Origin of the sequence: Roseovarius sp. (genome assembly GCF_027019125.1) — a bacterium.
GTDB lineage: Bacteria > Pseudomonadota > Alphaproteobacteria > Rhodobacterales > Rhodobacteraceae > Roseovarius.
In genome coordinates this window covers 180,063-198,695 of sequence record NZ_JALUXE010000027.1, presented here as the reverse complement: position 1 = coordinate 198,695, position 18,633 = coordinate 180,063, and the positions used below count along the sequence as shown (strand labels likewise).

The following is an 18,633-nucleotide window of genomic DNA, read 5'->3' as shown; positions in this document are numbered from 1 at the left end:
GCTTTATGTACGTTTCGAGCGAACTCGATTTGCTTGGGATGACAGGCCGGTAGAGGTGAGTAATGTGTGGCCCGCGCGGATCCGTGATCCGCAGATTTTGTTAAATAGCTTAGAGCAATTGCTCCCCGTTCAGCGCACGAAACTGCACTTTATTGACATTGGTAGTAGATCAAGAGCGCCAAAATGACGCGCCCGACATCATTACCTCAACACAAAATCTTGTGTGGAACAACGATAACATTTTCGTGATCGGGCCGTAATGTTACTTCATTTGCCGGATTTGCAAGAAGCGATGTTTCAAATTACTGATAACAAATGATTTTTTATTTCTCTTGGAGAGCCGGAATTTGAAACAAACGTGCCCTGTAGTGGTAAATAGTTGATGAATTTGCGATTAAAAGGGGGTGACGCAAAAAACCGCACCTAGCTGCGCCCGGTGATCCGCACGGAAATGGTGCGCCGTTGACCGCCGCGCATGATTTCGACAGCGAATTCATCGGTTTCTGCCAAAAGCTGTCTGGCGTTCACCAGCGTTTCCGGATCGGAAACAGAGTAGCCGTTAACGCGCAGCACGAGATCGCCACGCCGCAGGCCGATCAGATCGTAAACCTGCCCTTCGCGCACCCATAGAATTTCGGGAAAGACCTCGTTTGCGTTGCTGCCGACCGTGACCATCCGCACGCTGCCCGCGCGCCCCAGAACACGGCGCAGATCGCTGCCGGAAAAGGCGCTGGCCGGAATTTCGGCCTCATCTTCCTGCACCGAGCCATTGACCATCATCCGGGCCATCATCTCGTCGGGCGTCTCTTCAAAGGCGATCAGAACACGCTCTGCGGCGCGCTCGATCCAGACACCATCCGGGACGATTTCAAGCACGGTCTCGCCGCCGATCAAGCGGTCGCCCGCGCGCACCAGCCGGTCACCATCCGACGCGGTGAGAATGGCCCAGCCACTCTCGCCGCCCGCGACCAACCCGACAAGGCGATATTTCTCGACCTTCTTGGCGACGGTCGGCGCCTTGGGCGGATCGGGCACATAGGGGTCGAAGACAGGGGGCCAGCTCTCTGGCAAGGGCGCTTCTGCGGCATTCTCGACAGCGGCCAGGGCAGCGGTGATCTGGACGGGCTGGGGCGGTGCGTCCCCGCGCGTCAGCAGCGTCAAACCGATCTGGCCAGCGCCGAAGCCGCAGAAGATCGAGGCGGCGAGTGTGAGAAACCCCAGTCCACGCACGGCCTCAGCTCCTGCGCGACGGGTTGCGCGCATGGGATCTGGCAGGGGTGGGACAAGCGGGCATTCTGGGTAAATCCTGCAATCGGTCCGGGCGGATCAGGAAAAGGGTTGTATTCAACAGGGTGATGATAGCCGCGGGCGCATGGCCCGACAACGGTTTATGCAGGATCGCTGTCCGCCATGGGCTGTGCGCCAAGGGGCAGCGGCCAGTCGGCGGAGTTGGTGCATTCCGCCTCGGGGCGGGCCAGAAGGATCTGCGCATGAAAATGACCGTTGGTTTCCACACCCTCGGTGTCATGCCCCGCGGCCTGCGCATTGGCGATGGCGCGGGCCTGTTCCTCGGGGCTTTCGAACCGGCGGTGGATGAAGGGGGGGATTGGCAGACGCTCGACCACGAGGCCGTGAGCGCGCAACACCTCGGCCGCTTCGGGGCGTTCATTGCCCCGGATAGGCGAGGTCATCACCCAGGGTTTGACCGGGCCACAGGCCGCCAACATCCGGTCGAGCGCGCGCGGCATGAGTTGGGCCACAGAGCCACATTCGACGATCATGTCACAGCGGGCGAGGTCGGATGCAAGCGCCGGGGACGGTGGCGCCTGTTCCAGATCCTCGACATGGCCGGATTGAAAGAGACCAACCGCGCGCCCGTAGGCGACCGCATTGGGCATCACATCAAGGCCGGTTACATGCAGCACGGGCGCGGGACGACGCAGCCCCGCCAGCCAGTCACGATCCCAGCCGATCACCTCGTCGGCACTGGCGGTGTCGAATTCGGGCTGCCGATAGCGGGCAAAAACCTCTGCCAGGCTCAGATCATGCGCCAGAAGTGCGGTGACGATGCCATAGCTGCTGGCGAAATCGACGATCCGCGCACGATCAAGGCCACGCAGGCGCATCATCTCGGCCAGTCCGGCCCGAAAGGCCGCGACCGCGTGATGCTGATTTCGATAGCCCAGCCGGTCCATCATGCGAAAATACGCCCGACAATCGGGTTGATCATAGGTGTCATCGAAGATGGTGACAAAACCGGAATGGGGCGTGTCAGAATGGGCAGTCATCAAAAAGTCCCTTGGGGATCAGGGGGCACGGGGGCCCGATGCCGCGCAAACTTGCCCCCTGCGCCGCGATTTACAACAGAAATCACGCGGAATTTCACAGTTTCGCACGCAAGCGTGACGCGCAAAGCGCCTTTGAAACAATATTTCGCAACCATCAGTGGAACGTGACCGCCTGTGCGCGGGCGTTCATTGCCCTTTTCGCGGTTGCGGCGCAATGTAGAGGAAAGGTTCAGTATCTCGGTTCAGGAGCACGCCATGAGTCACGCCAGCACGCAGATCGTTCCAGATGCCTCCAAGGTCATGTTTGGCGCCACACTCGCCTGGGTGGCGGTTCTGATCTATGCCTCGTCGAACTCCCTCGTCTCGCTGCTCGCGGATATCGGGTCGCAGAACCGCGTCATGGGGCGCAATGTCATCACCTATTGCAACCTGCTGTTCGTCGGCTCGCTCATGTCGATGGTGCCGATGGTCATCATGTTCTGGCGGGACTGGACGTGGGATAACCTGCGCGCCCTGACCAGGAAACACTGGGCCATCCTGACGCTATCGGCCTTCTTTTCCTCGGCGCTCACGCCGGGGCTGTTCTTTTACGCGCTGGAACATACGACCGTGACCAATGTCGTGCTGATGGGTCGGATCGAGCCGCCTCTCTTTGTGCTGGCAACATGGCTGTTCTTGCGCGAAGAGTTCGAACCTTGGGCCTTTGTCGCCGGTCTGGTGGCGCTCTGCGGCGCGGCGGTGATGATCCTGATGAACAATGCGGGCACGATGCTCGACCTTGGCAAGGGTGAGATTGGCGCACTCTTGGCCACGCTGTCCTATATCGCCTCGACGCTCATCGCGCGCACCGGGCTGCGCGGCATCCCGATGGGGATCTTGGCCATCTACCGCACCGCCGTCGGCACGACATTCTATTTCTTTGTTGCGCTTTATCTCTTTGGCCCGAACCATTTCATGGATGTGTTGCACCCTGTGGTCTGGAAATGGGTCTGGATCTATGCGGTGATCGTGGTGATTGGCGGGCAGTTTGCCTGGGCGCTCGGGTTGAAATACGCGCGCTCGGGTGATGTGTCGCTGGCCACGTCATTTTCGCCACTGGCGGCGATCCTGATCGCGATGGTGATGCTGGGTGAAGACCCCGGACCTGGGCTGATCCCCGGCGGGGCGATCATCCTCTTGGCGGTGGCCATCGGCCAGTATGGCCGGCTGCGCCGCCGCCACACCGAAGAGTCCGCCATGCGCAAGCAGGCACAGGAGCGCGCGCTGGAACATGAAGGTGAAGTGAACTTCAAGGGCGCATGAGCGCCTGCGACCGACGAAAAACGCCCCGTGAATGCCGGGGCGTTTGGGCTATCGGGACGCACCTGTCAGAATCAGAGATTGCCGACGGAGGGTTGCCGACGACGGGTGATCGGCCCGAACCCCGGACGCAGCGCGTCCGGCAGCGAGGCGTAGCTCTGAAAGAGTTCCCGGCCAAGACCGGCAGGCGGCGGGACGTCAGCACCCAGCGCCTCAAGCGCCGCGCGCTTGAGCGACAGACCATCCGCCACCTCGGGCAGCAAGTCGGGCGCAAAGCCGGTAATCTCGCGCCCGGCATCATGGACCGGCATGAGCCAGAGCGCGCCCGGCAGTTGGTCTTGATTGGCCTCAAAGAGTGCCACCGCCTCGGCCAGCGCCGCACCCCCGCCCGCGCGCGGGTAGGGGGCCAACACATAAAGCCCAGAGGCATTGGCATGGGCCTTGAAGGCCGAGGTTGCATCCAACGGCAAGACCCGGGCGGTGGGATAGCCCCCCAACACATCTTGCAGCACGCGCGACCCACGCCCATCCATATCCTCAAGATAGACCGTCACGCGCACCCCTGCGGCAAGACGGTGACCGATCGCCCCGAGCGCATGATGGATCACCTGTGCGCCGTCCTGGGCCAGCACGACCATCTCGCGGGTCAGCATCCGGGGCTGACGGCTGAGGAAAAACGCGAATATCTGTTCCGCCATGCCATTGTAATGCGTGACATCGCGGGTGTCGTGGACGATGCGGCCGATATCCACCTCGGCCACGGTATGCCCCGCCGCATGCACGCGCAGCATGATGTCGAGATCGACCGCGTAATCAGTCGCAAGTTCGTCATAGGCGATCAGGGACCGATCAAACACATAGAGCCCCGAGTTGGGCGCACGCAGATGCGTGAGGCCCGGAAACATCTGATGCAGCGCCGGGCGCACCAGAAGGCGCGTCATCGGCATATTGTCGGCAGGGTCGTGCCATGCTCCCTTGATCAGCCCCACACCGGGGGCGCGGGCGGCGGGCATACGGGCAAAGAGATCGGTATCGAAACGGTCGAGGTCGGCATCGACCTTCATCACCCAGTCATGGCGCGCAGCGGCGATGCCTGCGCGCACAGCATGGCCCATGCCGGTCTGCGCCTCGGATATGACGGTCGCACCCGCCTCGCGCGCCAAGTCCGCCGTCGCATCGGTCGAGCCGTTGTCGATCACCACAACCTCGCCCACATCTGGCATATCCGCCAGAACCGACACCACGCGGGCGATGGTCTGCCCCTCGTTGCGGGCTGGGACAATGACGCTGACCGGTGTGGTCATGGCGGCTCCTTTGGCGGCGGGTGAATACATCACTTTGCATATAACCTAAGCCCGCACGGCCTTGATCACAACATAAGACCTCTCACGAGAGTAAAATCTCTTGTGAGACGTTGTAACTATCACCCTGCCCGCCCAGGCCTAGAACGCGAGTGTCGCCTCGACGGCACGCGCCCAGCCCGCAACCTTGGCGCTGCGCAGGTCGGCCGACATCTGGGGCAGAAACTGCCGCTCCAGCGCCCATGTCGCGGCAAATCCGGCCTGGTCGGGATAAAGCCCGATGCGCATCCCCGCCAGCCATGCCGCCCCGAGGGCCGTTGTTTCCAGCACCTCTGGCCGGTCCACAGGCGCGTCGATAATGTCTGAGAGGAACTGCATCGCCCAGTCAGAGGCGCTCATACCGCCATCGACGCGCAGCACCGCCTCGGCCCCGTGCCCGGCCCAATCATCGCGCATCGCGCGCAAGAGATCGCGGGTCTGGAAGCCCACGCTTTCGAGCGCCGCGCGGGCAAGCTCGGCAGGGCCGGTGCTGCGCGTGAGGCCAAAAATTGCTCCGCGACAGTCAGGCCGCCAATAGGGCGCGCCAAGCCCGGTAAAGGCAGGCACCAGCACGACCGTCTGATTGGGGTCGGCCTGTTCGGCCAAGGGCTGCGTTTCGCTGGCGTGGCGGATCATCTTGAGCCCGTCGCGCAGCCACTGCACCACGGCGCCTGCGACAAATATCGAGCCTTCGAGCGCATAGGTGGGTTTGCCGTCCAGCTGATAGGCGATGGTGGTGAGCAGCCGGTTTTGCGAGACAACCGGCGTGTCGCCGGTGTTCAGTAGGGCAAAACAGCCGGTGCCATAGGTGGATTTGAGCATCCCCGGCTTGAAACACGCCTGCCCGACGGTCGCGGCCTGTTGGTCACCCGCCACGCCGCGAATGGGGATTTCGCGACCGAAGAGATCTGCGCGCGTGTGGCCATAGTCATCGGCGCTGTCACGCACCTGCGGCAGCATCTGCATGGGGATGCCCAGAAGGTCGCAGATGGTGGCGCTCCAGCGTCCTTTGCGGATGTCATAGAGCAGGGTGCGCGCGGCATTGGTGGCGTCGGTGGCATGCACCCGCCCGCCGGTGAGTTTCCAGATAAGATAGCTGTCGACGGTGCCAAAGAGCAGATCGCCCGCTTGGGCGCGGTCCCGCGCACCCTCTACATTGTCGAGAATCCAGCGCAGTTTCGTGCCGGAGAAATAGGGATCGAGCAAGAGGCCCGTGCGCTCTGCCACCATCGGCTCGTGTCCGGCGGCGCGCAACGCGGCGCAATAATCCGCCGTGCGCCGATCCTGCCAGACAATCGCGCGGTAGATCGCCTGCCCGGTATGGCGATCCCAGACCACCGTGGTCTCGCGCTGGTTGGTGATGCCGATGGCGGCGATGTCCGCGCCCGTCAGGCCGGCCTTTTCGATCACCGCGCGGCAGGTGCCTGCGGTGGTCGACCACAGGTCATTGGCGTCATGCTCTACCCAGCCTGATTGCGGGAAATGCTGCGCGAATTCCTCTTGGGCCGTGGCCGTGATCCGCATGCCCTCGTCAAACAGGATCGCGCGGCTCGAGGTGGTGCCTTGGTCAATGGCTAGGATTTGGGACATGGTTCTGATCCTGAACACGGCAAAGATAGAAAAAGCGGCCGCCACCGTTGGGCGGCGACCGCAGTATGGGTTCGCGCCGGGCCGCACGCAAGGCGGCCCGGATCCCTTAGCTTACTGCCAGGACTTGATCAGCTCGTCATAGGCGATGGTGATCGGCTCTTCGTCCTCGTTCTCAAGCTTGGCCTTGGGCGCGCCGGGCTGGCTCAGCCAATGCTCGGGGTCCATTTCCTCGTTGAGTTTGGGGCCGATGTCGCCCTGGATGCCAGCGCGCTCAAGCCGCTCGAGCACACGCTCCTGATCCGCGCAGAGGGCGTCCAGCGCCTCTTGCGGGGTCTTGGCACCCGACATCGCGTCGCCGATGTTCTGCCACCAGAGCTGGGCCAGCTTCGGATAATCCGGCACGTTGGTGCCGGTGGGCGACCACTGGACGCGCGCTGGCGAGCGGTAGAATTCCACGAGACCGCCCAGTTTCGGCGCGCGCTCGGTAAAGCTCTCGTGCTGAATGGTCGACTCGCGGATGAAGGTGAGGCCGGTATGCGCCTTCTTCACGTCCACGGTTTTCGAGGTCACGAACTGCGCATAGAGCCAGGCGGCCTTGGCGCGGTCCACGGGGGTGGATTGCATCAGGGTCCACGACCCGGCATCCTGGTAACCCACTTTCATGCCGTCTTCCCAATAGACGCCGTGCGGCGAGGGGGCCATGCGCCACTTGGGCGTACCGTCCTCGTTCATCACCGGCAGGTCGGGTTTGACGGAGGCGGCGGTAAAGGCGGTGTACCAGAACATCTGCTGCGCCACATTGCCCTGCGCCGGGATCGGGCCTGCCTCGGAGAAGGTCATGCCAGCGGCAGCGGGGGGCGAGTATTTCTGAAGCCATTCGATCGCCTTGGTCACGGCATAGACCGCAGCCGGGCTGTTGGTTGCCCCGCCACGCGCGACGCAGGAGCCGACAGGCTGCGAATTTTCATTCACGCGGATGCCCCATTCATCGACCGGCAGGCCGTTCGGCTCGCCCTTGTCGCCCATCCCGGCCATGGACATCCAGGCGTCGGTATAGCGCCAGCCAAGGCTGGGGTCTTTCTTGCCGTAATCCATGTTGCCAAAGACTTCGCCTTCGACACCGAGATGGCTGAGGTCACGCCCGGTGAAGAATTCGGCGATGTCCTCATAGGCCGACCAGTTGACCGGAACGCCCAGATCATAGCCGTATTTCTCTTTGAAATCGGCCTTGTTCTTGTCGTCGTTGAACCAGTCGTAGCGGAACCAGTAGAGGTTGGCGAATTGCTGGGTCGGGAGCTGATAGACCTTGCCATCGGGGCCCGTGGTGAACGAGAGGCCCACGAAATCGTCGATGTCGAGCGTCGGGCTGGTCACATCCGCGCCCTCGCCTGCCATCCAGTCGGTCAGGTTGCGCACCTGCTGATAGCGCCAATGGGTGCCGATGAGGTCCGAGTCGTTGACGTAGCCGTCATAGATGTTCTCGCCCGACTGCATCTGGGTTTGCAGTTTCTCGACCACATCTCCCTCGCCGATCAGGTCATGCGTGACCTTGATGCCGGTGATGGCGGTAAAGGCCGGGGCCAGCACCTTGGATTCGTAGCTGTGGGTGTCGATGGTTTCCGACACGACCTTGATTTCCATGCCCGCAAAAGGCTGGGCCGCGTCGATGAACCACTGCATCTCCGCCTCTTGCTCGGCGCGGCTGAGCGTGGACAGATCGCCGATTTCCGCATCGAGAAACGCCTTTGCCGCCTCCATATCGGCGAAGGCGGGCGAGGCCATCAGGCCCAGCGACACCAGCGCGGTGGTTGTTTTCATTCGCAAGTTCATGGTTTCCCTCCCTATGAGAACTTTGAGTGTGATTGGTCCCGGTCTAGACCCAGCGAAACACCGCCGCGGCATAGATCAGGCAGAGGATCAGCGCATAAGGCTGGTTTGCGCCGACAATTCCGAGCCAGGCCAAATTGATGAAGGCCGAGCCGAGAAGCGTGATGAAAAGCCGATCGCCGCGCGTGGTCTCGATCCGCAGGATGCCCATGCGCGGGGTTTCGGGGAATTTTATGGCCAGCACCGTAAAGGTGATGAGCAAAGAGGCGATGACCCCGAAAAAGATCGCAGTCGGAAGTGTCCAAGCCATCCAAGACAGATCCATCGTCAGTATTCCCCCATTCCTTCGATCCGCTCGATCACCAGCAACAGCGCCAGCGAGACCGCGAAAACCGCGACCACCACGTAAAGCGTCTTTCCCACCATTCCAGCGGCCCATAGCGACCCGCGCGCGAAAACGAGGATGCCAAGCAAAACCATCCCAAGCAGAACAGCCATCACACCCTCCCCAGGGCAAAGCCCTTGGCGATGTAATTGCGCACGAAATAGATCACGAGCGCCCCCGGCACGATGGTGAGCACCCCCGCCGCTGCCAGCACGCCCCAATCCAGACCGCTCGCCGACACCGTCCGCGTCATCGTGGCCGCAATCGGCTTGGCATCGACGCTGGTCAGCGTGCGCGACAAGAGCAGTTCCACCCATGAGAACATGAAGCAGAAGAACGCGGCCACACCCACGCCGCTTGCGATCAGCGGCATGAAGATCTTCACGAAGAAGCGCCCGAAGGAATAGCCGTCGATATAGGCGGTCTCGTCAATCTCTTTGGGGACACCGCGCATGAACCCTTCCAGAATCCACACCGCCAGCGGCACGTTGAAGAGGCAATGCGCCAGCGCCACGGCGATATGCGTGTCAAACAGGCCCACGCTTGAATAAAGCTGAAAGAACGGCAGGGCAAAGACCGCAGGCGGGGCCATGCGGTTGGTCAAGAGCCAGAAGAACAGATGCTTGTCACCAAGAAAGCTGTAGCGCGAGAACGCATAGGCGGCGGGCAGGGCCACGGCAATCGACAGGACCGTGTTCATCACCACATAGATCAGCGAGTTGACATAGCCCATATACCAACTGGCATCGGTGAGGATGGTGGCATAATTGGCGAGCGTCGGGGTCTGCGGCCAGAGCGAGAATGCGCCAAGTATCTCGTCATTGGTCTTGAAGCTCATGTTCACGAGCCAATAGATCGGCAAGAGCAGGAACACGAGGTAAAGCACCATCACCACGTTGATACGCGGCAGGGCAAAGCTGCGGGTGGTGCCGCGTGCGGCGGTCAAATCGGCCATCACTTGCCCTCCCGTTTGTCGAGATTGACCATGACTGTGTAAAACACCCATGAAATCAGCAGGATCACGAGGAAATACATGATCGAGAAGGCGGCGGCAGGGCCGAGGTCGAACTGTCCCAGCGCCATTTTCACGAGGTCGATGGAGAGGAAGGTCGTCGCATTGCCCGGACCGCCCCCCGTGACCACGAAAGGCTCGGTATAGATCATGAAACTGTCCATGAACCGCAGGAGGATGGCGATCATCAGCACCCCCGTCATCTTGGGCAGTTCGATATAGCGGAACACGGCCCAGCGGCTGGCCTGATCGATCTTGGCCGCCTGATAATAGGCGTCTGGGATGGATTGCAGCCCGGCATAGGCCAAGAGCGCCACCAGCGAGGTCCAGTGCCAGACATCCATCACGATGAGCGTGACCCAGGCATCACCCGCATTCTGCGTGTAGTTATAGTCGATGCCCAGCGCCGCCAGAGTATGCCCCAGAAGGCCGATATCGACCCGGCCAAAGATTTGCCAGATGGTGCCCACCACATTCCACGGGATCAAGAGCGGCAGGGACATGAGCACGAGACAGACCGACACCCAGATGCCGCGCTTGGGCATGTGCAGCGCCACCAGCACGCCCAGCGGCACCTCGATGGCGAGGATGATCGCCGAAAAGATCGCCTGACGCTGGAGCGCGTCCCACATCCGTTCAGAGGCGAGCATATCCTCGAACCATTCCAGCCCCGCCCAGAAGAACTGGTTGTTGCCGAATGTGTCCTGCACCGAATAGTTGACCACGGTCATCAGCGGGATCACGGCGGAAAAAGCCACGAGAACAAGCACGGGCAGAACAAGGAACCATGCCTTTTGATTGACGGTCTTGTCCATCACGCGGCCTCCTGCGCCTGAGATTTCGGTGTCACGCGCCAGTCATCGGCATAGACATTGATCGCGGCCGGATCGAAGGTGACGCGCGTCATGTCGGGCGAAATCAGCGCGCCCTCGGCGGCGATGGCGTTGATCTGCGTGCCTGCAAACTCGCAGCGGATGATCTTGTGGCGGCCCACATCCTCGATCCGCCGCACCGTCACGGGCAGCCCCTCGGCCCCTGCCGTCAGGCGCACAAATTCAGGCCGCACGCCAATCTGCACCCGGCCCGTGGGGCGGGCATAGTCGGCCCCCAGCGGGATTTCGACGCCTTGCACTACGGCCTTGGTGCCGGTCACTTGGGCATCAAGCAGGTTCATCCCCGGCGAGCCGATGAAATAGCCCACGAATGTATGCTCTGGCCGCTCAAAGAGTTCCTGAGGCGTGCCCACCTGCACGACGCGGCCATCGTGCATGACGACCACCTTGTCGGCAAAGGTCAGCGCCTCGGTCTGGTCATGGGTGACATAGATCATCGTATGGCCAAACTCGTGATGCAGCGCCTTGAGCTGTGTCCTGAGTTCCCATTTCATATGTGGGTCGATCACCGTCAGCGGTTCATCGAAGAGGAGCGCGTTGACATCCTCGCGCACCATCCCGCGGCCAAGGCTGATCTTCTGCTTGGCATCTGCCGTGAGACCGCGCGCCTTGCGCCCCAGTTCCGCCTCCATCCCGATCATGCGGGCGATGGTCTGGACCCGCTCGGCGATATAGGCCGGCGCGGCCCCGCGATTGCGCAGCGGAAAGGCCAGATTGTCGCGCACCGTCATGGTGTCATAGACCACCGGAAACTGGAACACCTGCGCGATATTGCGCGCCGCCGTTGCCTGATCGGTGACATCCTGATCGTTGAACAGGATACGGCCCTGACTTGGGCGCAAGAGGCCCGAAATGATGTTGAGCAGCGTGGACTTGCCACAGCCCGACGCGCCCAGGAGCGCATAGGCCTCGCCATCGGCCCAGACGTGATTGAGTTCCTTGAGCGCGAAATCCGCCTCGGACGCCGGGCGGGCAAGGTAACTATGTGCGAGATTATCCAGCGTGATCTTGGCCATGATTCCCCCTCACGCCGCCTCTGCATAGGGCGCGGGCGCCACCAGCGCGCCATCCGCCCCGAACACATAGACATGCGCCGGATCAAGATAGACCCGGAGTGCGGCCCCCAGTTTCAGATCGCGCACCCCGTGGATAAGCCCCACCCACCGCTCGCCATGGTGATCCAGATGCACAAAGGTTTCGGAGCCGGTGATCTCGGTCACGTTGAGGCGCGCGTCGAAAGTCAGCGCATCAGGTGTATGCCGGTCCAGTTCCAGATGGTTGGGCCGAAACCCGGCTGTATAGGTGCCATCGGCAAGCCCCGCCATGCTGCCCAGCGCCGCCGCCGATTGCCCATCGCCGAAGAGAATGCGCGCGCCGGATTTCTGCACGGTCAGGAAATTCATCGGCGGATCGCTGAAGACGCGCGCGGTCGTGGCGTCGCGCGGCTGGCGGTAGACCTGCGGTGTCGGGCCGAATTGCGTCACCCGCCCTTCCCAGAGGGTCGCGGTATTGCCCCCAAGAAGCAGCGCCTCTTCCGGCTCGGTCGTGGCATAGACAAAGATGCTGCCCGCCGCCTCGAAAATCCGCGGGATTTCCGCGCGCAATTCCTCGCGCAGCTTGTAATCGAGATTGGCCAGCGGCTCATCGAGCAGAACCAGACCGGCCTCCTTGACCAGCGCGCGGGCCAGCGCGCAGCGCTGTTGCTGACCCCCCGAAAGCTCCAGCGGCTTGCGATTCAGCATCGGCGAAAGCTGCATGAGATCGGCGGTTTTCCGGACTGCCGCGTCAATCTCGGCGCTGGATTTGCCCATCAGGCGCAGGGGCGAGGCGATGTTGTCATAGACGGTCATCGAGGGATAGTTGATGAACTGCTGATAGACCATCGCAACGCGGCGATCCTGCACGCGCATTCCGGTGACATCCGCACCGTTCCACAGGATACGGCCCGTTGCGGGCGCATCGAGCCCCGCCATAAGCCGCATGAGCGAGGTTTTCCCCGAGAGGGTCGGCCCCAGAAGCACGTTCATCGTGCCGGCCTCGAGCGTGAGGTCGGTCGGGTGAATATGCACCTGCCCGTTCACGCGTTTCGATACCCCCTTGAGTGTCAGCGCCATGCGGTCTTTTCCTCCATCATCCCTTGGCAGCCACGGGGGCGGCCCGGTCAAGCCCGCGCTCCTGCTGCATCCAGTCGTCGAGCGCCGCAATCTGCGCCTCGGTCATCTTGAGGCCCAGACGGGTGCGCCGCCAGACCACATCCGCCGCCGTGCGGGCGTATTCATGATCCATCTGCCAGCGCACCTCGGCCCCGGTCAGGGTGGCGCCGAAATCGGGACCAAGATCGGCGGCCTCGCGCGCCTCGCCCAGAATATCCACCGCCTCGGTGCCATAGGCGCGCACCAGCCGCCGCGCCCATGCCTCCGTGAGAAACGGATAGGCCCGGTGCAGATTCTCGGTCAGCCGGTCGAACCCGTCAACGGGGAAATCTCCCCCCGGCAGGGCGACGCCTGCGGTCCAATCCGCGCCGGCATCCGGAAAGAACTGGCACAGCTTGGCCAGCGCCGCCTCGGCCAGTTTGCGGTACGTCGTGATCTTGCCACCAAAGATGTTCAGAAGCGGCGCACCCGGCCCCTCGGCCAGCGTGAGCACATAGTCGCGGGTGGCAGCGGTGGCGGATTTCGCGCCATCGTCATAGAGCGGGCGCACCCCCGAGTAGGTCCAGACGATATCGGCGCGTGTCACGGGCGTCTTGAAATATTCCGACGCAAAGCGGCAAAGATACTCGGCCTCTTCCGGCGTGCATTCGGGGCGCGTATCCGCCTGCCCGTGTTCGGCATCGGTGGTGCCGATCAGCGTGAACTCCCCCTCATAGGGGATGGCAAAGATGATCCGCCCATCGGTGCCTTGGAAGAAATAGCATTTGTCGTGATCGAACAGGCGGCGCGTCACGATATGGCTACCGCGCACCAGCCGCACGCCCTCGGCAGAGTTGAGGCGCAGCGTGCCCGAGATCACATCCTTGACCCAAGGTCCGGCGGCATTGACGAGGGCGCGCGCCTGCACCACCTCGACCGCGCCGGTTTCCTGATCCTTGAGCGTCACCTGCCACAGATCCCCCACACGCTCGGCCGATTGCACGCGGGTGCGGGTGCGGATGCGCGCGCCGCGCGCCTCGGCATCGCGGGCGTTCAGCACGACAAGGCGGCTGTCCTCGATCCAGCAGTCGGAATATTCATAGGCGCGGGTGAACTTGTCCTTGAGCGGTGCCCCCTCCGGCCCATTGCGCAGATCAAGCGTCGAGGTCGCGGGCAGGATTTTACGACCCCCGAGATGGTCATACAGGAACAGTCCCAGGCGGATCAGCCAGGCAGGCCGCCGCCCTTTCATCCAGGGCATGACGAGATTGAGAATACGCGAGGTGGGCGTTTCGCCCTCGAACCGCATATCGCGGTGATAGGGCAGCACAAAACGCATGGGCCAGCTGATATGCGGCATGGCGCGCAGCAGGGTTTCCCGCTCGATCAGCGCCTCGCGCACCAGCCGGATCTCGAAATATTCGAGATAGCGCAGACCCCCGTGGAAAAGCTTGGTCGAGGCGCTCGATGTGGCCCAGGCGAGATCGTTCATCTCGGCCAGTTCCACCCGCAGCCCCCGGCCCGCCGCATCACGGGCGATGCCACAGCCGTTGATGCCGCCGCCGATGACGAACAGGTCGATCACTGTGCCCTCGCGGTCCTGCGACACGCGCCCCTCCCACCGTAAGATGAGCGCAAACGAACCACTTTTTGACCGCATGGGTCAAGAATGAATGTTCGTTTTGTTTCTTTTATTAATTCATCCTTTGATTTCATTCATCAATTTTCAGGACCACGCCCGATCTCGGGCGCGAACGAACGCATTTCCCGCCCTGAAGTTGCGTCACTCATGCCCTGACAGCCGCGATTCGGCCATTACGCCGCAACGCAGCGGAGGCTTTGCTTGCAGCGCGCGACAAAACGAACATAATCGAACCTGCAACCAATCAAGGCCGCCCATGTCCCAGAGCTTTCGCCAACCCGACATTCTGGAAATCGCCCGCGCCGAAGGCAAGGTCACGGTCGAGGATCTGGCCGAACGCTTTGACGTTACCGTTCAGACCATCCGCCGCGACCTCACCGAACTGGCCAACGCGGGCAAGCTGGAGCGCGTCCATGGCGGCGCGATCCTGCCGTCGGGCGTATCGAACATCCTCTACGAGGAACGACGCCGCCTGAACGAGCCTGCCAAGGCCGCGATTGGCCGCGCCTGTGCGGCGGCCATTCCGCATGATGCCTCGGTCTTTCTCGACATCGGCACCACGACCGAGGCGGTAGCCCGCGAATTGATGGATCACCGCAATCTGATGGTCGTCACCAACAACATGAACGTGGCGCAAATCCTGCTCGCCAACAAGGATTGCGAGATTGTCGTGGCGGGCGGCGCGCTGCGCCGGTCCGACAATGGGCTGGTGGGCAACCTGACCGCGCGCACCATCGAGAATTTCAAGTTCGATTACGCCATTCTGGGCTGTTCCGCGCTGGACGAGGATGGCGACATGCTCGATTTCGACATTCAGGAGGTGGTGGTGGGCCAGACCCTGCTCAACCGCTCGCGCGAGGTATTTCTGGTGGCGGATCATTCCAAGTTCCAGCGCAGCGCGCCGGTGCGGATCGGGTCCATTCGCGATGTCGATCAGGTCTTTACCGACCGGCCCTTGCCCGCATCCTTGGCCGAAAGCTGCGTGGGCTGGGGAACCCGGGTGCAGGTCGCGGGCATGGCGGGCAAGCATCAGTCGACCTGAAACACCTTGTCCCGGCTGGTGTGACCGCGCAGCAGGGTCAGGCGCGATTTCGGCACGCCGAGCGCCTTGGCCAGCAATTTGACAACGGCGGCATTGGCCTTGCCGTCCTCGGGCACGGTGGTGACATAGACGCGCAGCCCGCCCTCTTCCGCGACGATCCGGTTGCGCGCGGCCTTTGGGGTGACGCGCAGGGCGATGGTGGTGCCGGGCTGGGCCAGCGCGCTGAGATCGGGGATGTCCATGACAGTGCCATACCGGCTGGCGCGCGCCCATCCAACAGGAATCGCCGCTTCGGGGCTTGACCACGGACGCACGCTTGCCGACATGTGGGGGGCCTTGCAAGAGAAAGACACCGATGCCAACGCCCAATCCCGCCGCTCTCGATTTCATGCTCTCACGCCGTTCGCGCCCGGCCAAGACGCTGGGGCTGCCGGTCCCGGACCGCGACGCGCTGCGTCCGCTTCTGACCGCCGCCACCCGCGTCCCCGATCATGGCAAGCTGGAGCCCTGGCGCCTCATCGTGCTGGAGCGTGCGGCGCTTGTGCGGCTGGCGGGGCTGGTGGCACCGGCCGGCAAGCGGCTGGGCAAATCGCCCGAGGACATCGCCAAGGCCGAAACGCAATTCGCCGATGCCCATCTGGCCGTGGCAGTGATCGAGAGCCCGAAACCCTCGGAGAAGATCCCGGCCATCGAACAGACCTATTCAGCGGCCTGTGTCTGTCTTGGCCTCCTGAACGCCGCGCTGGCCGCCGGTTGGGGGGCCAATTGGCTGAGCGGTTGGCCCAGCCATGACCGGGGCTTCGCCGCCGCCGCCCTTGGGCTGGCGGATCACGAGCGTATCGCCGGTTTCATCCACATCGGCACCGAAGGCGCCGCCCCGCCCGAGCGTCCGCGCCCCGAGATCGACAGCATCACGACTTGGGTTTCGGAATGATCTTCGCCAGCTTCTTCAAGGCCCTGGGCCAGATCGGCGATCCGCGATTCCGCAAGGTGCTGTTTCTCGGCGTCGGTCTGACGCTTGCGCTTTTGATTGCGGCCTACGCCGGCGTGCTCTGGCTCATTCAGGCGACGGTGGGCGACACCACCACCCTGCCGCTTCTGGGCGAGGTGACATGGGTCGGCGACCTCCTGAGCGGGGCGTCGTTCCTCCTCATGATCGTGCTGTCCGTGTTTCTGATGGTGCCGGTCGCCTCTGCCATCACCTCGATGTTTCTCGACACGGTGGCCGATGCGGTGGAGGATCGCCACTATCCCGGATTACCCCCCGCGCAATCCGTTCCCTTTGGCGAGGCGCTGCGCGATACGGTCAACTTCTTGGGCGTGATCATAGGCGCCAATGTTGTGGCGCTCTTTCTCTATGCGCTTTTCACGCCCTTCGCGCTCTTCATCTTCTGGGGATTGAACGGCTATCTTCTGGGGATGGAATATTTCCAACTGGTCGCCATGCGCCGGGTCGGGCGGGCGGGGGCCAGGACCCTGCGCAAGAAACACCGCCTGACCATATGGGGGGCAGGCGTGCTCATGGCGATGCCGCTCTCAGTGCCGCTGGTGAACCTCTTGATCCCGATTCTCGGCGCCGCCACCTTTACCCATATCTTCCACGCTACTCAGACGCGGCGGGCGGGCCCATCCGGTTGAACATGTCGAGATCGCGCACGGTGATGACGCCCGAAATGATCGTGCCGCCGATGATGATCCAGAGCACGATGGCAATGCCGGTGGTGATCCACGCCTTTTTCTTGAGATGGTGATGTTCGGGCGAACCGGCATGGGTGCCGGGCACCACCTCGCCCAGGTCGCCTTGGGTCTGGATGCGGATCGGCAACACGACAAAGAACGTCATGAACCAGATCACCGCAAAGAGCACGATGGCCGAGGTAACGCCCATCAGACCTGCTCCAGTTCCACGAGGCAGCCGTTGAAATCCTTGGGATGCAGGAACAGCACCGGCTTGCCATGCGCGCCGATCTTGGGCTCGCCCGTGCCCAGCACCCGCGCGCCGGTGGATTTCAGGTGATCGCGCGCGGCAATGATGTCATCGACCTCATAACAGACATGGTGAATCCCGCCCGAGGGATTCTTGTCAAGAAAGCCCTGGATCGGGCTGTTTTCGCCCAAGGGATAGAGCAGTTCGATCTTGGTATTGGGCAATTCGATGAAAACCACGGTCACGCCGTGATCCGGCTCGTCCTGCGGCGCGCCAACCTTGGCGCCGAGCGCATGGCGGTATTGGTCAGCAGCGGCGGAGAGATCCGGCACCGCGATGGCGACATGATTGAGGCGTCCGATCATGGGGCAATCCTTTTGCATGAATTTCCCCCGTTATGGGGATGAACGCGCGAACTGACAAGCGACAGGGGGACGCAACCCACGCATTAACCTTGCGTTCACCACACCCGGGCCATGCTGCGGAAATATCGTGACAGAAGGATGCGCCCGATGACCGATCTTGACAGCCTTGCGCGCCCGCGCGTGCCAAACGCCCAACGCCCCCTGATGGGCATGACCGTTCTGGCGGTCGAGGACAGCCGCTACGCGTCAGAGGCGCTGCGCCTGATGTGCCTCCGCAGCGGCGCGCGCGTCCGGCGCGCGGATTGCCTGAGTTCGGCGCGCCGCCATTTGCAGGTCTATCGCCCGTCGGTGGTGATCGTCGATCTGGGCCTGCCCGACGGTCCGGGCGAGGATCTGATTGCCGACCTCGCCCGCGCCGTGCCGCGCGTGGGCGTGATCCTCGCCACAAGCGGGGATGCCGGGGCAGAGGCGCGCGCGCGGCGCGCCGGGGCCGATGGGTTCTTGCTCAAACCCGTGGCGAGCCTTGGCATCTTTCAGCAAGAGGTGTTGCGCCACATGCCCACCGACCGGCGGCCTCTTGGCCCCTACGCGGTGCAGGCCGAGACGATCCATCCCGATCCGCTGGCCTATCGCGACGATCTCGATCATGTGCACAGCCTTCTCAGCCATGATCGCACCCCGGACATCCTGCGCTATGCCGCGCAGTTTCTGGCCAGTGTGGCCCGCGCCGCCGAAGATGCGGTTTTGGCCGAGGCCGCGGCGGGGTTGACGGGGCACTGTTCCGAGGCGGGCGTTGCGCGGATCATGGGGTTGATCGACATGCGCCTGGCGGCCCGAACAGCGCTCTAGCGGGCGCTTTGCTTTGCCACGACCCACCGCTAGATAGGGGGC

At 62.8% G+C, this 18,633-nt stretch carries 20 protein-coding genes; 5 read left to right on the top strand and 15 right to left on the bottom strand.

What is annotated here, in order from left to right:
* Positions 1–423: 423 nt before the first annotated feature.
* Positions 424–1,230 (bottom strand): hypothetical protein, encoded by an 807-nt coding sequence (locus MVC20_RS09170; RefSeq protein ID WP_297540590.1) that lies wholly within the window; start codon positions 1,228–1,230, stop codon positions 424–426.
* A 158-nt stretch (positions 1,231–1,388) separates the two neighbouring features.
* On the bottom strand, positions 1,389–2,288 hold the full coding sequence (locus tag MVC20_RS09165) for a hypothetical protein (RefSeq protein WP_297540588.1): 900 nt from the start codon (positions 2,286–2,288) through the stop codon (positions 1,389–1,391).
* Positions 2,289–2,543: 255 nt separating this feature from the next.
* On the opposite strand from MVC20_RS09165, the gene MVC20_RS09160 reads away from it, so the two are divergent.
* Positions 2,544–3,590, top strand: a complete 1,047-nt coding sequence (locus tag MVC20_RS09160; protein ID WP_297540586.1) for a DMT family transporter — start codon at positions 2,544–2,546, stop codon at positions 3,588–3,590.
* A gap of 71 nt (positions 3,591–3,661) precedes the next feature.
* On the opposite strand, the gene MVC20_RS09155 is transcribed toward MVC20_RS09160, so the two are convergent.
* The 10 genes from MVC20_RS09155 to glpD all read right to left on the bottom strand — a co-directional run bounded on the left by MVC20_RS09155 (position 3,662) and on the right by glpD (position 14,426).
* The gene (locus MVC20_RS09155) at positions 3,662–4,891 is read right to left on the bottom strand and encodes a glycosyltransferase (RefSeq protein WP_297540583.1); all 1,230 of its coding nucleotides are present in this window, start codon (positions 4,889–4,891) and stop codon (positions 3,662–3,664) included.
* Between the two features lie 138 nt (positions 4,892–5,029).
* Positions 5,030–6,517 carry a glycerol kinase GlpK gene (gene glpK / locus MVC20_RS09150; RefSeq protein ID WP_297540581.1) on the bottom strand — a complete coding sequence of 496 codons (1,488 nt, stop codon included), beginning with the start codon at positions 6,515–6,517 and terminating at the stop codon, positions 5,030–5,032.
* Between the two features lie 111 nt (positions 6,518–6,628).
* Complete coding sequence (locus MVC20_RS09145) at positions 6,629–8,347, bottom strand: ABC transporter substrate-binding protein (RefSeq protein WP_297540579.1); 1,719 nt, start codon at positions 8,345–8,347, stop codon at positions 6,629–6,631.
* A gap of 43 nt (positions 8,348–8,390) precedes the next feature.
* Complete coding sequence (locus tag MVC20_RS09140) at positions 8,391–8,663, bottom strand: DUF2160 domain-containing protein (RefSeq protein ID WP_297541431.1); 273 nt, start codon at positions 8,661–8,663, stop codon at positions 8,391–8,393.
* A gap of 8 nt (positions 8,664–8,671) precedes the next feature.
* Complete coding sequence (locus MVC20_RS09135) at positions 8,672–8,842, bottom strand: hypothetical protein (RefSeq protein WP_297540577.1); 171 nt, start codon at positions 8,840–8,842, stop codon at positions 8,672–8,674.
* On the bottom strand, positions 8,842–9,684 hold the full coding sequence (locus tag MVC20_RS09130; protein ID WP_297540575.1) for a carbohydrate ABC transporter permease: 843 nt from the start codon (positions 9,682–9,684) through the stop codon (positions 8,842–8,844). Before MVC20_RS09130 ends, MVC20_RS09135 begins: the two co-directional genes overlap by 1 nt.
* Positions 9,684–10,556, bottom strand: a complete 873-nt coding sequence (locus MVC20_RS09125) for a sugar ABC transporter permease (protein ID WP_297540573.1) — start codon at positions 10,554–10,556, stop codon at positions 9,684–9,686. Before MVC20_RS09125 ends, MVC20_RS09130 begins: the two co-directional genes overlap by 1 nt.
* Positions 10,556–11,650 (bottom strand): ABC transporter ATP-binding protein, encoded by a 1,095-nt coding sequence (locus MVC20_RS09120; protein WP_297540571.1) that lies wholly within the window; start codon positions 11,648–11,650, stop codon positions 10,556–10,558. The genes MVC20_RS09125 and MVC20_RS09120 overlap by 1 nt, the downstream gene beginning before the upstream one ends.
* A gap of 9 nt (positions 11,651–11,659) precedes the next feature.
* Positions 11,660–12,748, bottom strand: coding sequence for an ABC transporter ATP-binding protein (locus MVC20_RS09115; RefSeq protein WP_297540569.1), 1,089 nt, complete (start codon positions 12,746–12,748; stop codon positions 11,660–11,662).
* Between the two features lie 16 nt (positions 12,749–12,764).
* On the bottom strand, positions 12,765–14,426 hold the full coding sequence (gene glpD / locus MVC20_RS09110; protein ID WP_297540567.1) for a glycerol-3-phosphate dehydrogenase: 1,662 nt from the start codon (positions 14,424–14,426) through the stop codon (positions 12,765–12,767).
* Between the two features lie 238 nt (positions 14,427–14,664).
* Here glpD and MVC20_RS09105 point away from each other — a divergent pair, with 238 nt between their 5' ends.
* A complete protein-coding gene (locus MVC20_RS09105) occupies positions 14,665–15,450 on the top strand; it encodes a DeoR/GlpR family DNA-binding transcription regulator (RefSeq protein WP_297540565.1) in 786 nt (261 codons plus the stop codon).
* Here the strand turns inward: MVC20_RS09105 and MVC20_RS09100 are convergent.
* Entirely contained in the window at positions 15,438–15,692 is a 255-nt protein-coding gene (locus MVC20_RS09100) for a DUF167 domain-containing protein (RefSeq protein ID WP_037275223.1), read from the bottom strand. The genes MVC20_RS09105 and MVC20_RS09100 overlap by 13 nt on opposite strands.
* A 113-nt stretch (positions 15,693–15,805) precedes the next feature.
* Between MVC20_RS09100 and MVC20_RS09095 the strand changes: the two genes are divergently transcribed.
* Together MVC20_RS09095 and MVC20_RS09090 are read left to right on the top strand one after the other, a co-directional pair.
* Positions 15,806–16,384 (top strand): nitroreductase family protein, encoded by a 579-nt coding sequence (locus tag MVC20_RS09095; protein WP_297540563.1) that lies wholly within the window; start codon positions 15,806–15,808, stop codon positions 16,382–16,384.
* A complete protein-coding gene (locus MVC20_RS09090) occupies positions 16,381–17,088 on the top strand; it encodes an EI24 domain-containing protein (protein ID WP_297540561.1) in 708 nt (235 codons plus the stop codon). Before MVC20_RS09095 ends, MVC20_RS09090 begins: the two co-directional genes overlap by 4 nt.
* Here the strand turns inward: MVC20_RS09090 and MVC20_RS09085 are convergent.
* Entirely contained in the window at positions 17,054–17,338 is a 285-nt protein-coding gene (locus MVC20_RS09085) for a DUF1467 family protein (RefSeq protein WP_297540559.1), read from the bottom strand. The two genes, MVC20_RS09090 and MVC20_RS09085, sit on opposite strands and share 35 nt — an antisense overlap.
* Positions 17,338–17,742, bottom strand: coding sequence for a methylmalonyl-CoA epimerase (gene mce, locus MVC20_RS09080; RefSeq protein WP_297540557.1), 405 nt, complete (start codon positions 17,740–17,742; stop codon positions 17,338–17,340). The genes MVC20_RS09085 and mce overlap by 1 nt, the downstream gene beginning before the upstream one ends.
* Before the next feature lie 138 nt (positions 17,743–17,880).
* Here mce and MVC20_RS09075 point away from each other — a divergent pair, with 138 nt between their 5' ends.
* Complete coding sequence (locus MVC20_RS09075; RefSeq protein WP_297540555.1) at positions 17,881–18,591, top strand: response regulator; 711 nt, start codon at positions 17,881–17,883, stop codon at positions 18,589–18,591.
* The last annotated feature ends 42 nt before the right edge of the window (positions 18,592–18,633 follow it).

Excerpts from the sequence above, each read along its gene's own strand:
- glpK (WP_297540581.1), bottom strand. The coding sequence starts at position 6,517 with ATGTCCCAAATCCTAGCCATTGACCAAGGCACCACCTCGAGCCGCGCG.
- MVC20_RS09155 (WP_297540583.1), bottom strand. The coding sequence starts at position 4,891 with ATGACCACACCGGTCAGCGTCATTGTCCCAGCCCGCAACGAGGGGCAG.
- MVC20_RS09095 (WP_297540563.1), top strand. The coding sequence starts at position 15,806 with ATGCCAACGCCCAATCCCGCCGCTCTCGATTTCATGCTCTCACGCCGT.
- MVC20_RS09090 (WP_297540561.1), top strand. The coding sequence starts at position 16,381 with ATGATCTTCGCCAGCTTCTTCAAGGCCCTGGGCCAGATCGGCGATCCG.
- MVC20_RS09120 (WP_297540571.1), bottom strand. The coding sequence starts at position 11,650 with ATGGCCAAGATCACGCTGGATAATCTCGCACATAGTTACCTTGCCCGC.
- glpD (WP_297540567.1), bottom strand. The coding sequence starts at position 14,426 with ATGCGGTCAAAAAGTGGTTCGTTTGCGCTCATCTTACGGTGGGAGGGG.
- MVC20_RS09085 (WP_297540559.1), bottom strand. The coding sequence starts at position 17,338 with ATGGGCGTTACCTCGGCCATCGTGCTCTTTGCGGTGATCTGGTTCATG.
- MVC20_RS09125 (WP_297540573.1), bottom strand. The coding sequence starts at position 10,556 with ATGGACAAGACCGTCAATCAAAAGGCATGGTTCCTTGTTCTGCCCGTG.
- MVC20_RS09075 (WP_297540555.1), top strand. The coding sequence starts at position 17,881 with ATGCGCCCGATGACCGATCTTGACAGCCTTGCGCGCCCGCGCGTGCCA.
- MVC20_RS09105 (WP_297540565.1), top strand. The coding sequence starts at position 14,665 with ATGTCCCAGAGCTTTCGCCAACCCGACATTCTGGAAATCGCCCGCGCC.
- MVC20_RS09160 (WP_297540586.1), top strand. The coding sequence starts at position 2,544 with ATGAGTCACGCCAGCACGCAGATCGTTCCAGATGCCTCCAAGGTCATG.
- MVC20_RS09115 (WP_297540569.1), bottom strand. The coding sequence starts at position 12,748 with ATGGCGCTGACACTCAAGGGGGTATCGAAACGCGTGAACGGGCAGGTG.
- MVC20_RS09135 (WP_297540577.1), bottom strand. The coding sequence starts at position 8,842 with ATGGCTGTTCTGCTTGGGATGGTTTTGCTTGGCATCCTCGTTTTCGCG.
- MVC20_RS09165 (WP_297540588.1), bottom strand. The coding sequence starts at position 2,288 with ATGACTGCCCATTCTGACACGCCCCATTCCGGTTTTGTCACCATCTTC.
- MVC20_RS09100 (WP_037275223.1), bottom strand. The coding sequence starts at position 15,692 with ATGGACATCCCCGATCTCAGCGCGCTGGCCCAGCCCGGCACCACCATC.
- MVC20_RS09130 (WP_297540575.1), bottom strand. The coding sequence starts at position 9,684 with ATGGCCGATTTGACCGCCGCACGCGGCACCACCCGCAGCTTTGCCCTG.
- mce (WP_297540557.1), bottom strand. The coding sequence starts at position 17,742 with ATGATCGGACGCCTCAATCATGTCGCCATCGCGGTGCCGGATCTCTCC.
- MVC20_RS09145 (WP_297540579.1), bottom strand. The coding sequence starts at position 8,347 with ATGAACTTGCGAATGAAAACAACCACCGCGCTGGTGTCGCTGGGCCTG.